Raw genomic sequence first — 12,859 nt, 5'->3', positions numbered from 1 at the left:
ATGACGCACCGTTTCTCCTGGCTGCGGGTTGCCGCAGTGGCCTGCGTGGCGGGCTCGGCCTTGATGGCCGCACCTGCGCATGCTGGCATGTTCGATGACGATCAGGCTCGCCAGGCGATCCTTGATCTGCGCGCCAAGACCGACAGCCTGTCGAGTCAGCTGTCCGCCGCGCAACGCACTATCCTCGATCAGTCCAATCGTCTCGACCAGCTGAATCAGCAGGTCGCGACGCTGCGCGGACAGAACGAGGACATGGCTAACCAGCTCTCCACCCTGCAAAAGCAGCAGAAGGACTACTACACCGACCTTGACGGCCGGTTGAAGAAGTTCGAGCCACAGCAGCAGACGGTCGACGGTGTACAGGGCGAAGTGCAGCCGGGTGAGACGGAAGCGTTCAACACCGCTTCGCAGCAGTTCCGCAACGGTGATTTCAAAAACGCAGCAGCGTCGTTCCGCGCTTTCATCTCGAAGTTTCCGCAGAGCCCTTATCAGCCGACCGCGCAGTACTGGCTCGGCAACGCGCTGTATGCGTTGCGCGATTACAAGGGCTCGACGGCGACATGGCAAGGCGTGGTGAAGAACTATCCGCAGCATCCGCGAGCACCGGAAGCGTTGCTTGCGATTGCGAACAATCAGCTCGAACAGGGACAGAAGGCAGCCGCCCGGAAGACCCTCGAGCAGATCGTCGCGCAATACGGCAGTTCTGACGTCGCACAGTCGGCACAAAGCAAGCTGTCGCAGATCAAGTAAGGCAGCTTTTTCACAGTACAGCGCGTAGCACTGGCCCCGGCCTGTTCACCGCACCGCGCGCCTCTCGCCGGAAAGCCCGGAGCATTGATTGCTCCGGGCTTTCCTTCTTTTCGGCGCCCCGCACGGCCTGTTGACAGCCTTGCGATCACCTCGCTATAATTTTGATCTCTTTTGGGTCGTTAGCTCAGCTGGTAGAGCAGCGGACTTTTAATCCGTTGGTCACAGGTTCGAATCCCGTACGGCCTACCAAAAGATTCAAGGGCTTAGCTTCGGCTAGGCCCTTTTTCATTTCCGTTTCTGTGTAACCGCAGTCAAACAACCGCACGCGCAAGTGTTCATCCCGAACGAGCTGCGTGTCACGTTCCAGATCAGCTTTGTCGTGCCTGCTGGAACAGAAGTACACGCGGGACATGTTGCACGCGCTGATTGATACCTGAATCGTGTTCGTCGCGCAAAAGACTTCGCGTGTGTTGCCCCCTCCTTGCCCGAGCAACCGCTCAGCATCGGACTGAACTGTTCACGCGGAACTGCGGGTATGTCGGCGACGATATACACCTCCACCTGAAACGACCCATGCCCACGGCGAAAGGCCGTTCAGGCGAGCGCCCAGCTAACCGCGGCCTGAGCATGCAGCGCGGTCGTATCGAATACAGGCAGCGTCACATCGTCCTGCCCGATCAATAGCGCGATCTCCGTGCAGCCGAGGATGACGCCGCCAACGCCCCGAGCCTGCAGGCCATCGATGATCCGCTGATATGCAACGCGCGATGCGTCGCGCACGATTCCGTGGCACAACTCCTCGTAGATGATCTCGTGGACGAGCGCGCGCTCCGCTGCCTCTGGCACGACCACCTCGATGCCGTGCCGATCCTGCATGCGGCCACGGTAGAAGTCCTGCTCCATGGTGAAGGCAGTGCCGAGCAGGCCCACGCGTCCAACGTGGGCACCGCGCAGCGCCTCTGCGGTTGGGTCCACGATGTGAAGGAACGGAACGTCGAGCGTCGATTCCAGGGCAGGCGCCACTCTATGCATCGTATTGGTACAGAGCAGCACAAAATCCGCCCCCGCGGCCTGCACCTGCAGGGCGGCCTGCTTCATGCGCTCGCCGAGTTCCTCCCAACGTTGCGCATGTTGCAGCGCCTTGATCTCGTCGAAGCTCACCGTGACCATCACACTACGCGCGTTGTGGTGCCCGCCCAGCCGCTGCTTCATCTGCTGGTTGATGAGGCGATAGTACTCGGCCGACGATTCCCAGCTCATGCCGCCAATCAATCCGATTGTCTTCATTCTGAACTCCTCCCGACGCACGTCAGCGCCGTCGAATCGCTGATGAATCTCTCCCGCAAACGGCCCGATCTCGCGAGTAACGCCCGCACATCACATCATGGCCGCGTTCCTGATGCAACGGATGAAATAGTCAGCGGGTCGCGTGAGGATCGCGCCTTCGCGCTGCATCAACAGCAGTTTGGCATAGCGTGACGTCTCGATGAAATCGAGCTTGTGAAAATGTCCGGTCGTGTTGGCAAGCTCGAGCGTGTGCGAGGCCCACGCCATGACGACATCAAGACTCAGCGCGAGGCTGTAAAGAAGCGGTTGCGACGTGCAGCGCGTGATACGACGTGGCGCAGGCAAGCCGCGCTGATTGAACAGTTCGGCAACGAACTGCGGATACGCATCGGTCGTGTCGGAATGCACCCATTCGGCATCGCACAGATCTTCAAGCGACGTCGCATTAGCCAGCAGCCCGCTTTTTCGTACTGCGAACGCCATCGGAAACGTCACGAGTTCAGAACATTCCACGGCAGAGTCTGACATCGCCTCGGTTGATGCCGCCAGAGCAAAGTCGAGCGAACCCTGACGCAGGCTATCCAGCATTTTCGTCGCACTCTGCTCGAGGAATTCCACCGTGACTTGAGGCATACCCTGCCGGAACCGCGCATACGCGTCCGGCAGCAGCGTCAGTGCGACAAGCGGCGTCACACCCACAGTCACGCGGCCTTCCAGCACTCCCCTTTCCATCGCCATCTGCTGCTCGGCGCGCCCCAGTTCGCCGACGATCAACCGGGCGTGCTGCAGAAGCGACTCGCCGGTGCGCGTGAGCGTCACCCCGTTCACGCTTCGGCCGAGTAGCGTGATGCCGATATCGGACTCCAGCTCTCGAATTGCCTTGGTGACGGCCGGTTGACTGACGAACAGCGCACGCGACGCGCCGATGACGCTGCCGTGATCGGCGACCGCCACCAGCGCCCGAAGTTGATGAAGCTTGATGGTCATTATTACGCCGTTGCAGAAAAACTGAAGGCCTGGGGTTTCGGCACTTGGGGGGATGGTCGGCTACGACTACTCGCTGTCGAAACGCACCTCACTGTATGCACGCGCCGGCTTTATCCGGAACTACGGAATCTCGACTGTCATCCTGAACAGCAACCCTTTGCCTATGCAGCCGGGCTCGACGGCGCCTGAACTCGGCATGACGCCGCTGACTGCATCGGTCGGCATCTATCACCTGTTCTGAGCCAGGGAACAGCAGGCCGGCGCACGCTGCTGGCCGGCCATGCTCGCACCGCTTCTCCGCACTTGAAGAGCCCCATGAAGACAACCTGCTCTCCCGTCGTGCTGCCGCGCGACCGGCTACCCGATGTTGCTGCCGATGTCGCCACGCATCGGCGCGTCATCCTCGCCACGTCGCTTGGGAACGCCCTCGAATTCTTCGACTTCACGGTCTACAGTTTTTTTGCCGCGCTCATCGGCAAGCTCTTTTTCCCGGTGGAGGGAGTACAAGGTCCGCTCCTGCTGTCGTTTGCGACGTTTGGCGCCGGCTTCGTCATCCGGCCGATTGGCGGCGTAGTGATCGGCGCCTATGCGGACCGCCGGGGCCGCAAGGCCGCGATGACGCTCACCATCCTGCTGATGGCGCTTGGCACGGCCCTTATCGGTCTGAGCCCGACGTATGCGCAGATCGGTCTCGCCGCGCCGCTTTTGATCGTGGCTGGCCGGCTGATTCAGGGGTTCTCGGCAGGCGGCGAGGTCGGGGCATCGACGACCTTCCTGATGGAATCAGCCGCTGTGGGCACGCGCGGCTATCTGGTGAGCTGGCAGCTCGCGAGCCAGGGCGCTTCGGCGCTCGCCGGCGCGCTATGTGGTGTGCTCCTGTCGCATACGTTGTCGCCGGCTGCGCTCGAAAGCTGGGGTTGGCGCGTACCGTTTCTGCTCGGCCTGCTCATCGGTCCGGTCGGCATGTATATCCGCAGCAACCTCAACGAGACGCATCACGCGACACCTCGCACATCGGGTCTCTCGTCCAGTGGCACGCCTTATGACGTGCGCCGTATTGTCCTCGGCACGCTGCTGATGATCGGCAGCACGTCCTCGATGTACGTCGTCGTTTTCTATTTGCCATCCTGGCTGACGAACGTAGCGCATCTGTCCGGCGCGGCAGCCTTCCTTCCGGGCGGCGTCGCCGGCCTGATTCTGACCCTGGGCTCGCCGCTCTGCGGCAAGCTGACGGACCGGCTGGGACGGCGCAAGCCCATCCTCTATGTCACCGGCATAGCAGGCGTGCTGGTGCTTTATCCGGTGTTCGCGCTCATGCTTCGCGCGCCTGTCATGCTCACGATTCTGCCTGGCGTGGCGGTCATCATCGGCCTTCGGGTGCTGGCTAATCCTGCAGGCTTTCTGCTTCTGCTAGAGGGCTTTCCACGCGAAATTCGTGGACGCTCACTGGGCATCATTTACAGCCTTGGCGTGAGCCTGTTCGGCGGCCTCGCTCCATTCGTCGTGACCTGGCTGATCAGCGTGACGAAGAGCCCTTACGCGCCTGTGTGGTACATGGTCGTGTGTGGGCTGGTCAGCCTCGTTGCGCTGCCGATGTTTGACGAACGTGTCAAGGATTGAACACCGTGTCGTGGTTGCTCAGGAACCCTACTCACGGCGATCACACGTTCAGCTTGACCGCCGGTTGCGGCGACCGATGTCGACGCGCCGGCAAAACGAATGCGTAGCAATGCGCAGCCAGGAAGGCAGTTGTCTCAACCGTTTCAGGACCATTCGGTCACGCTAGCTTCCACCTGAACGGCAAGTTCATCTGGAGCCCGATCAAAGGAGAAAACGAATGAAGGCAGTTCAGTTAATCAAGCTGATTAGCGGCACAGTGGTCGCAGTCGCCTGTTTCAACGTGCAGGCGCAACCGGGCAGCGCAAGCTCGGCGGCGCAAGTCGCTTCGAGCCCTGCGCGAAGCGCAAACGACGTCAAGGCGGCGAACAGGCAACTGGCCAGGGACGTCCGCCTCGCGCTCAGGAAGGCAAAGAATCAGGGGCTCCGCTATAGCAACATCAGCGTTAGCGCGAATAACGGTGCTGTGTCGTTGACCGGCAGCGTGCCCGACGCAGACCAGATCGAACTCGCGAAGAACGTTGCGAAGAGCGTGCCCGGCGTGGAGTCAGTGAATAGTCGTCTCGTCGTTCGCAGGGAAATGAGCGGGTTCGACGGGCAGTAGTCCCACTGAGATTCGTCGCGTTGCTAAACCGACGCGCCCGAGGGTCCGGAGAGAGCGGTGACCTCAAAATCCTCGGGCGGTTAGACCCGGATACCCGGCTCCTGGAGATCGAGTACCAGCATCGGCGACTTCGAGCGCGAACAGCATGGCAGAAACTGGTCGTTGGCACGTCGTTCGTCTTCGGTCAGATAGACATCGCGGTGATCGGGCTCGCCCGACAGAACGCGCGTGAGACAGGTGCCACATACGCCCTCCTCACACGAGGTAGCGACCATCACGCCTGCTTCGTCGAGCGCCTTGACCACCGTCTGCCCCGCTCCGACATCGACGATCCGGCCGCTCTTCGCCAGCTTGACCTGGAACGGACCGTCCGCATCCGCGTTGCCGCTCGCCGGCGCGGCTGTGAAATATTCGCGGTGAACGTTCGCGCTGTTCCAGCCGCGTTGCCGCGCGTGGTCGAGCACGGCTTCGATGAAGCCGCCCGGACCGCAGACGTACAGATGCTTGCCCGGCTCCGGGTCGCTCAACACCTTCGACAGGTCGATACGCTCGGCAAGCGGGGCGTTGTCAAAATAGAGACGCGTGTGCCCCTTGAGATGCGGCTCGTCGAAACGCTCGCGAAACGCGGCGCGTTCCGGCTCGCGCGTGCAGTAATGCAGTTCGAACGAAGCGCCCGTATGCGCGAGGCGTTCTGCCATGCAGAGAATCGGCGTCACGCCGATACCCCCGGCAAGAAGTATCGAATGCGTTGCGTCGTGTGACAGCGGAAAGTGATTTTTCGGCTCGCCGATCTCGATGAGCGTGCCCTCGGGCAACCCGTGCATCGCGGTCGAGCCGCCGCGCGACGCTGGCTCGAGGAGCACCCCGATCAGATACCGGTGCTGCTCGCCCGGACTGTTGCATAGCGAATACTGGCGAATCAGCCCATGACCGAGGTGCACGTCGATATGCGCCCCTGCGGAAAACGCCGGCAACGACGCGCCAACGGGGTCGGCCAGTTCGAATGCACTGATGTTGCGCGCCACTTCGAATTTGCGCGTGATTCTGACTTTCATGAGCCTGCCACCTCCGCCGCGGTCTCGCGCTCCTGTTTGAGAAGCCGCTCGATCACCTTGCGCGACTGCACACCACCTGCATCGATATTCAGGCTCATGATCCGGCGCGACGGATGCAGGAGCAGGTTGCGCTGTTGCGCTTCAAGGACCGCGAGGTCTTCGGAGAAAATCTTGCCCTGGCCTTCACGGATCTTCGCGGTCAGCTCGCGGTCATGCGGCGCGAAGTTGCGTGCCATGCCCCAGAAGTACCAGATCGACGTGTCTGTCTCAGGCGTGATGAAATCGACGACGATGCTGCCCGCCTTGTGCTCGTTCGGCGCGTCGTATCCGCCGTGCCCGGCGTGAGCCACACCGACTTCGATCAGTACGTGGCTGGGCGGCGTGAAGCGGCAGATCTGCCAGCGATCGCACGGGACGTCGTCGGCCAGTCCGTTGCCGCGTAGCGCAGTGGCCCAGAACGGGGGCGGCATGATGTTCTGCATATGACGGCTCGTGATCACAGTGTCGCTGTCGATGTGTGTCGCCGGCGGCGCTTCCTCGATCTCGGGTTGCCCGATGCTGCTTGCATGGACGTAGGTCTCGTGCGTCAGGTCCATCAGGTTGTCGATCATCAGCCGGTAATCGCAATTGATGTGGTAGAGGCCACCGCCATAGGCCCATTCGGCGTTCTCGGCCCACTCGAGATGGTGGATCTTCGACGGGTCGGCAAGCGCTTCCTCGCCGGGCCACACCCAGATGAAGCCGTAGCGTTCGACGGCCGGGTAGCGGCGGATCGCCGGGATGCCGCCGACCCGCTGTCCGGTCATGGCCGCGCATTTGCCGTTCGCGCCCATCACGAGACCGTGATAGCCGCAGACCAGCTGGCCGTCGCGCACAAAGCCAAGCGAGAGCGCCGCGCCACGATGCGGACAGAAGTCCTCGACCGCGGCGACCTTGCCTTCGGGCCCGCGGAAGAACACCATTTTTTCGCCGCAGATTGTGCGGCCGAGCGGCTTGCCGTCAATCTCCTCGGGCGTACAGGCTACATACCACGTGTTTTTCAGGTACATCGGCGTCTCCTGGGATGACTAACTGTATGAACTTGATATTGCGACAACACGGGCCGGTGCACCGGCCCGCCAAAGGCATGCGCCTTAACGGCTGACAGGCAGGCGAATCAGCTTTCCGCCGGGAACCCGTTTCATCGCTTTCTGATTCTCCAGCGCGGCTCGCAGGTTCCGGTGGGCAATGCGCGCATGTTCGCGCATCAACGCCTCGGCGCGTGCGCCTTCGCGGTTGCCGATTGCCTCGACGACTGCGCGGTGCTGCGCCTGTGCAATCAACAGCATTTCACGCGCGCTCGCATCGATCGACTGCACCATCACGAATGCGCTCGGCGAAGCGAATGGCATGGTCATCGCCTTGTCGATCTGACGCTCGATGACGCCGCTGTCGCACGCGGCTGCAAGCAGCGCGTGTAGACGCCGGTTCGCATCGACGTAGGCTGAAAAAGTGTCGTCCGTCAGTTCGCCGGCGAGGATCGTGTCGATCTCGTCGACGCATTGGTGCAACTTCTTCAGGTGTGCAGGATCGACGCCGCGCTCGGCCGCCAGTCGGGCTGCGAGACCCTCGAGCGTGCCGCGCAGTTCGATCGAGTCGCCGATCTCGGTGACGGTAAACGAACGCACCGCAAAACCGCCCGATGCAATCGGCTCGAGCAGGCCTTCATCCTGCAAGCGAATCAGCGCGGCGCGCACCGGCGTGCGCGAGACGCCGAGACGCTCGACCACCCATAGTTCGGAAATTCGCGCACCTGCCTGCAGATGGCCTTCCACGATCAATTCGCGCAGACCGAGAAGCGCCCGTTCCGTTTGCGACGCGCTTCCCGGGACTTTGGCGCGATGCATATCCGATGCTTCAGACCCTTCGCGGCTGGCGAGATCAGCCGGCGACGATTCGTCGACGGCGTGGGGCGCTTCAAGATTGGGCGTCGCGCCCGCGGGCAAACGGCTGTGGCTCATGATGTGGTCTGTGCAATGTGCTTAACTTGATTGTATACATCACGACCACATCTGCAATTGAAAATCACCTTATTTGCGGGTAATCCCTAGGATTACGTCCTATATTCCAGCATCGATGTATACAACCTATGTACCCGAGTTCCACTCACGTACCCTGGTCATACGCACGGCGCCCGCGACCACGCCCAATGCCGACGAAATCGCGCCGAAGTAGAGGGCAACCGATGCGCCATGCGGCCCGCAAATGTCGAACACTACGGCAGCCAGCGCCCCACCAAACGTCATGCCGACGACCCGCGACATGGTCATCAAGCCTGCGCCCCGTCCCTGACGCAAAACGCATCGCAGGCTTCTTCAAAACGACATCAAAACACTCCTAAAGATTGTCAGAACGCCACCGTTAACCCGTTCTGGCTCAGTCCTTCTTCGCGATGTGAATCCATCATGCCGAGCACATACAATTTCTGGCTGGTCCTCGTGTCGCTTGCAGTCGCCACGCTGGCGTCCTATACGGCGCTCGATCTTGCCGGCCGCATTTCGCTTCTGACCGGCTCGCGCCTGCGGCACGCCTGGCTTGCAGGCGGCGCGACAGCCATGGGCGTCGGCATCTGGGCGATGCACTTTATCGGCATGCTGGCGTTCTCCCTGCCGATTCCGCTCGGCTATGACGCTGGCATTACCGCCTACTCGCTCGCTATCGCGATCGTCGTCTCGTACTTCGCGCTGCACATCACGGCACGCGCGGTACTGACACCCGTGCGCCTCGTGAGCGGCGGCATCCTGATGGGCTTCGGGATCGCTGGCATGCATTACACCGGCATGGCCGCGATGCGGATGGAGCCGGGCATCCAGTACGACCCGGTCCTGTTCGTCGCGTCGATCGGGATTGCGGTCGTCGCGTCGATCGCGGCGCTATGGATCACCCACACGTTGCGCGATATCACGCAGCGCCGCCTGATCACCAAGCGGATCGGGGCCGCCGCGGTGATGGGCATCGCCATCACCGGCATGCACTACACAGGCATGGACGCGGCCGGATTCCTGCCCGGCTCGGTCTGCGGCGCGGCGAAAGGCATCAGCGTCCAGTGGCTCGCGACGACCGTCGTCCTGCTTACGTTGGCGATCCTGATCGGCACGCTGATGCTGTCACGCTTCGACGCACGAACGACTTTTCTGGCGGGCTCGGTGGCGAACCTGAACGGCCAGATCATCCGCCTCGCGACTTTCGACACGCTGACCGACCTGCCCAACCGCCTCACCTTGACCGAGAAGATGGAACGTGCGATCCACGTGGCCCGGCAGACCGGAAACATGTTCGCCATCCTGTTCATGGATCTGGACGGCTTCAAGACGATCAATGATTCGCTCGGACACCCGGTCGGCGACGAGGTTCTCAAGGCGTTCGCGCGAAGACTGCAGCAATGCGTGCGCGGCGGCGACACGGTCGCGCGGCTCGGCGGCGACGAGTTCGTGGTGCTGGCCGAAAACCTGACATCGGCGGAAGAGGCCGGGCAGATGGCCGAAAGCGTCCTCGACCGGATGCGCAAAGGTGTGTGGCGTGATAACCAGCCACTCCAGGTGATGCCGAGCATCGGCATTTCGGTTTTCCCGCAGGATGGAGAAACCGTCGATGCGCTGCTGAAGAACGCCGATGCCGCCATGTACGAAGCCAAACGCGGCGGACGCAGCACGTATCGCTTCTTCGAACCGGAAATGAACGCCGCCGCGAGCCGCACCTTACAGATCCAGCACGTGCTGCATGAAGCGCTGGTCGCCGGCTATTTCTCGCTGCTCTTCCAGCCGAAGTTTCGTGGCAACAGTGGCGAGCTGGCAGGCGCCGAAGCGCTCATCAGGTTGAGCCATCCTGAGCTCGGCACGCTTGCCCCGATGGACTTCATTCCGATCGCCGAGCGCTCCGGCCAGATCGTCCAGATCGGCTACTGGGTCGTGCGCGAAACATGCCGGCAGATCCAGCGCTGGAAGCACGACGGCCTGCCCTTGATGAAGGTGGCGATCAACCTGTCGCCGCGGCAACTGTCGCAACCGGATCTCGTCACGTCGATGCTGGAGATCCTCAAGGAAGAGCAGGTTGGGTGCGAACAACTGATGTTCGAGATCACCGAAACGGTGGCGATGCAGGACGCGCCCAAAACGATCGAGATGATCAAGGCCTTCCACGAAAACGGTTTCGAAATCTCGATCGACGACTTCGGCACCGGCTATTCAAGCCTCGCCTATCTGCAACGGTTTCGCGTCAAGCAACTGAAGATCGACCGCTTCTTCACGAATGGCCTCGATGAACACGGTCATGAAGGCAGCGCTATCGTTTCCGCGATCATCGCGCTCGCGCATTCGCTGGATATGGACGTCGTTGCCGAAGGCGTCGAAACCGCAACGCAACTCGACAAGCTCAAGGCACTCATGTGCGATGAGATGCAGGGCTACCTGCTTGGGAAGCCGCTGACAGCCGACGCGTTCGGCGCGTTCCTGCAGCAGCGGAAGGCGGCTTGAGCGGATCGCGGCGCTGGCCGGCCGGCCCTTTGGCGCATACGCTGGAAGCCGACCGGCCGGCGGATGACTGACAACGGCGAACGCACGCTCGCCCGCTTCAGGAATGATCCTTGCGCAGCCGCGTGCTGTCGCCTATAACTTCCGAAGATATTGTCTCCGTGGTCCGGCCCGCGGTCCTCTCGTCGGGCATTTTGCTGTCGTCAACAAAACGCCGTAGAAACAGACTCGATGGTATGCGGCGCCCGACCCGCTCACCGGTCACGCAGTACTGCATCCACGCCGCGCATCGGTCGAGTGGTCGAATCGAATCAGGCCGTTCAACGCAACCGACTCAAGCGAGGAAACCGTGGATCTCGAAACCGCACGCACATTCATCATGACCCGGGGCGTCGACATCGGCACCAAGGTGCTCGGCGCCATCGTCCTGTGGATTGTCGGGCGCTGGATCATCGGCCTCATCACAGGCCTCCTGCGCAAGGTCCTGGCCCGCGGCGGGCGCGTCGATCCGACACTCGCCCACTACCTCGGCTCGATTCTCGGCGGCTTGCTGAACCTGCTGCTCGTCCTCGCGATTCTGGAGGTGTTCGGCGTACAGACCACGTCGTTCGCCGCACTGCTCGCCGGCCTCGGCCTTGCAATCGGCACCGCATGGGGCGGGCTGCTCGCCCACTTCGCGGCAGGCATCTTCATGCAGGTCCTGCGGCCATTCAAGGTCGGCGACTTCGTGACTGCCGGCGGCGTGACGGGTACGGTGGAGGAACTCGGCCTGTTCGGCACGACGATCGTGACACCGGACAACGTGACGACCATCGTCGGCAACAACAAAATCTTCTCCGATACGATTTCGAACTACAGCGCGTTGCCGGTGCGCCGCGTCGAGCTGACGGCGAAGATCGCCAACGGCGTCGACCCGATCGATGCGGCGAACCGGCTGAAAGCGGCTGTCACAAAGATTCCGAATGTCGCGGAAACTCCGGCGCCGGATATCGAGGTGCTGTCGTTCACGCCGGAAGGGCCGCTGCTCTGCGTGCGCCCATATGCGAATAACGCGCACTACTGGCAGGTCTACTTCGACACGAATCGCGCGATTATCGAAACCTTCAGGGAAGCCGGCTATCCGACACCAGAGATGCCGATCGTGCGCCGCGCGGCCGGCTAGACGGACTCAGGCTGCGTTCGGATCCAATTCACGCTGAACATCCAGAACAAAAAACGGCGCCGCGAGATAGTCGCGACGCCGTTTTCTTTTGGCATCAAACTCTGGCCAGCGAGTATGTGCGTTACTGGTTGTTCGGCTTACGCGCCGCCTCCTCAGGCGTCCCCTTGCGCATCATTTTCCACAAGGCGCCAAATACCACCGGAACGATTGCCGCGCCGATGCCGACCAGCACGATCACATTCAGGTATTGACGGATGAACGGAATGTTGCCGAAGAAGTAGCCGAGCAGCACGAGCAGCAGCACCCAGAACAGCGCACCGAAGACGTTGAAGAACTGGAAGCGCTTCAGGGTCATCTGCGACGCCCCTGCAACGAAAGGCGCGAACGTCCGCACGACCGGAATGAAACGCGCGAGCACGATGGTTTTGCCGCCGTGCCTCTCGTAGAAGTTATGGGTCTTCTGCAGCGCCGTGCGGTCGAGAAACCGTTCCAGCACGGGTATGTGCGTGTTAAACACTTTCGGTCCGATCATCCTGCCGATCATGTAGTTGACCGTGTTGCCCGTGACCGCCGCGAGGAACAGCAGGACGATCAGGAGTGGCAGGCTCATTTCGCCGGTCGCACAGAACGCGCCGCCGATAAAGAGCAGCGAGTCGCCCGGCAGAAACGGCAGGATGACGAGCCCGGTCTCGGCGAATACGATCAGGAACAGCACCGCGTACACCCACGCGCCGTACTGATGGATGAAGACTCCGAGAAACGTGTCTATGTGCAAGACAAGATTGGCAAACTGCAGCAGCGTATCCAAGTGCGTCCCTTATAAGCGTATTGGGTATCTGGCCGGCTTTCGGCCTCGTTAAGCTGGAAATTGACCGCGCCATGATACCGA

13 protein-coding genes and 1 tRNA gene are annotated in these 12,859 nt (G+C 61.7%); 7 read left to right on the top strand and 7 right to left on the bottom strand.

Annotated elements, in window-relative coordinates:
- Positions 1 to 750 carry a tol-pal system protein YbgF gene (gene ybgF / locus P3T23_RS19170; protein ID WP_429317753.1) on the top strand — a complete coding sequence of 250 codons (750 nt, stop codon included), beginning with the start codon at positions 1 to 3 and terminating at the stop codon, positions 748 to 750.
- 173 nt (positions 751 to 923) lie between these two features.
- Positions 924 to 999, top strand: a tRNA-Lys gene (locus P3T23_RS19165).
- A gap of 345 nt (positions 1,000 to 1,344) precedes the next feature.
- Here P3T23_RS19165 and P3T23_RS19160 read toward each other — a convergent pair.
- Both P3T23_RS19160 and P3T23_RS19155 read right to left on the bottom strand, forming a co-directional pair.
- Positions 1,345 to 2,037 carry an aspartate/glutamate racemase family protein gene (locus P3T23_RS19160; RefSeq protein WP_429317723.1) on the bottom strand — a complete coding sequence of 231 codons (693 nt, stop codon included), beginning with the start codon at positions 2,035 to 2,037 and terminating at the stop codon, positions 1,345 to 1,347.
- A gap of 90 nt (positions 2,038 to 2,127) precedes the next feature.
- On the bottom strand, positions 2,128 to 3,024 hold the full coding sequence (locus P3T23_RS19155) for a LysR substrate-binding domain-containing protein (RefSeq protein WP_429317722.1): 897 nt from the start codon (positions 3,022 to 3,024) through the stop codon (positions 2,128 to 2,130).
- A gap of 52 nt (positions 3,025 to 3,076) precedes the next feature.
- On the opposite strand from P3T23_RS19155, the gene P3T23_RS19150 reads away from it, so the two are divergent.
- The 3 genes from P3T23_RS19150 (at position 3,077) to P3T23_RS19140 (ending at position 5,245) form a co-directional block, all read left to right on the top strand.
- Positions 3,077 to 3,265: a hypothetical protein gene (locus tag P3T23_RS19150; RefSeq protein ID WP_429317721.1), complete on the top strand. Its 189-nt coding sequence runs from the start codon at positions 3,077 to 3,079 to the stop codon at positions 3,263 to 3,265.
- Positions 3,266 to 3,339: 74 nt separating this feature from the next.
- Entirely contained in the window at positions 3,340 to 4,644 is a 1,305-nt protein-coding gene (locus P3T23_RS19145) for an MFS transporter (RefSeq protein ID WP_429317720.1), read from the top strand.
- Positions 4,645 to 4,861: 217 nt separating this feature from the next.
- On the top strand, positions 4,862 to 5,245 hold the full coding sequence (locus P3T23_RS19140) for a BON domain-containing protein (protein WP_429317719.1): 384 nt from the start codon (positions 4,862 to 4,864) through the stop codon (positions 5,243 to 5,245).
- Between the two features lie 80 nt (positions 5,246 to 5,325).
- On the opposite strand, the gene P3T23_RS19135 is transcribed toward P3T23_RS19140, so the two are convergent.
- The 4 genes from P3T23_RS19135 to P3T23_RS19120 form a co-directional block, all read right to left on the bottom strand.
- Positions 5,326 to 6,300 carry a PDR/VanB family oxidoreductase gene (locus P3T23_RS19135; RefSeq protein ID WP_429317718.1) on the bottom strand — a complete coding sequence of 325 codons (975 nt, stop codon included), beginning with the start codon at positions 6,298 to 6,300 and terminating at the stop codon, positions 5,326 to 5,328.
- Positions 6,297 to 7,349, bottom strand: a complete 1,053-nt coding sequence (locus tag P3T23_RS19130; RefSeq protein WP_429317717.1) for a Rieske 2Fe-2S domain-containing protein — start codon at positions 7,347 to 7,349, stop codon at positions 6,297 to 6,299. The genes P3T23_RS19135 and P3T23_RS19130 overlap by 4 nt, the downstream gene beginning before the upstream one ends.
- Before the next feature lie 84 nt (positions 7,350 to 7,433).
- Entirely contained in the window at positions 7,434 to 8,186 is a 753-nt protein-coding gene (locus P3T23_RS19125) for a GntR family transcriptional regulator (RefSeq protein ID WP_429317752.1), read from the bottom strand.
- A 240-nt stretch (positions 8,187 to 8,426) separates the two neighbouring features.
- Positions 8,427 to 8,603 (bottom strand): hypothetical protein, encoded by a 177-nt coding sequence (locus tag P3T23_RS19120; RefSeq protein ID WP_429317716.1) that lies wholly within the window; start codon positions 8,601 to 8,603, stop codon positions 8,427 to 8,429.
- 141 nt (positions 8,604 to 8,744) lie between these two features.
- Here P3T23_RS19120 and P3T23_RS19115 point away from each other — a divergent pair, with 141 nt between their 5' ends.
- Together P3T23_RS19115 and P3T23_RS19110 are read left to right on the top strand one after the other, a co-directional pair.
- On the top strand, positions 8,745 to 10,811 hold the full coding sequence (locus P3T23_RS19115; RefSeq protein ID WP_429317715.1) for a putative bifunctional diguanylate cyclase/phosphodiesterase: 2,067 nt from the start codon (positions 8,745 to 8,747) through the stop codon (positions 10,809 to 10,811).
- 346 nt (positions 10,812 to 11,157) lie between these two features.
- Positions 11,158 to 11,970 carry a mechanosensitive ion channel family protein gene (locus P3T23_RS19110; RefSeq protein WP_429317714.1) on the top strand — a complete coding sequence of 271 codons (813 nt, stop codon included), beginning with the start codon at positions 11,158 to 11,160 and terminating at the stop codon, positions 11,968 to 11,970.
- A gap of 121 nt (positions 11,971 to 12,091) precedes the next feature.
- Here the strand turns inward: P3T23_RS19110 and P3T23_RS19105 are convergent, their stop codons facing one another.
- Complete coding sequence (locus tag P3T23_RS19105; protein ID WP_429317713.1) at positions 12,092 to 12,778, bottom strand: VTT domain-containing protein; 687 nt, start codon at positions 12,776 to 12,778, stop codon at positions 12,092 to 12,094.
- Positions 12,779 to 12,859 lie beyond the last annotated feature (81 nt).

The organism is Paraburkholderia sp. GAS448 (assembly GCF_050435685.1).
GTDB lineage: Bacteria > Pseudomonadota > Gammaproteobacteria > Burkholderiales > Burkholderiaceae > Paraburkholderia.
The sequence above is the reverse complement of the archived record's forward strand: the minus strand, read 5'-3'. Positions and strand labels throughout refer to the sequence as shown.

Excerpts from the sequence above, each read along its gene's own strand:
- P3T23_RS19150 (WP_429317721.1), top strand. The coding sequence starts at position 3,077 with ATGGTCGGCTACGACTACTCGCTGTCGAAACGCACCTCACTGTATGCA.
- P3T23_RS19155 (WP_429317722.1), bottom strand. The coding sequence starts at position 3,024 with ATGACCATCAAGCTTCATCAACTTCGGGCGCTGGTGGCGGTCGCCGAT.
- P3T23_RS19160 (WP_429317723.1), bottom strand. The coding sequence starts at position 2,037 with ATGAAGACAATCGGATTGATTGGCGGCATGAGCTGGGAATCGTCGGCC.
- P3T23_RS19130 (WP_429317717.1), bottom strand. The coding sequence starts at position 7,349 with ATGTACCTGAAAAACACGTGGTATGTAGCCTGTACGCCCGAGGAGATT.
- P3T23_RS19135 (WP_429317718.1), bottom strand. The coding sequence starts at position 6,300 with ATGAAAGTCAGAATCACGCGCAAATTCGAAGTGGCGCGCAACATCAGT.
- ybgF (WP_429317753.1), top strand. The coding sequence starts at position 1 with ATGACGCACCGTTTCTCCTGGCTGCGGGTTGCCGCAGTGGCCTGCGTG.
- P3T23_RS19115 (WP_429317715.1), top strand. The coding sequence starts at position 8,745 with ATGCCGAGCACATACAATTTCTGGCTGGTCCTCGTGTCGCTTGCAGTC.
- P3T23_RS19125 (WP_429317752.1), bottom strand. The coding sequence starts at position 8,186 with ATGCATCGCGCCAAAGTCCCGGGAAGCGCGTCGCAAACGGAACGGGCG.
- P3T23_RS19120 (WP_429317716.1), bottom strand. The coding sequence starts at position 8,603 with ATGTCGCGGGTCGTCGGCATGACGTTTGGTGGGGCGCTGGCTGCCGTA.
- P3T23_RS19140 (WP_429317719.1), top strand. The coding sequence starts at position 4,862 with ATGAAGGCAGTTCAGTTAATCAAGCTGATTAGCGGCACAGTGGTCGCA.
- P3T23_RS19145 (WP_429317720.1), top strand. The coding sequence starts at position 3,340 with ATGAAGACAACCTGCTCTCCCGTCGTGCTGCCGCGCGACCGGCTACCC.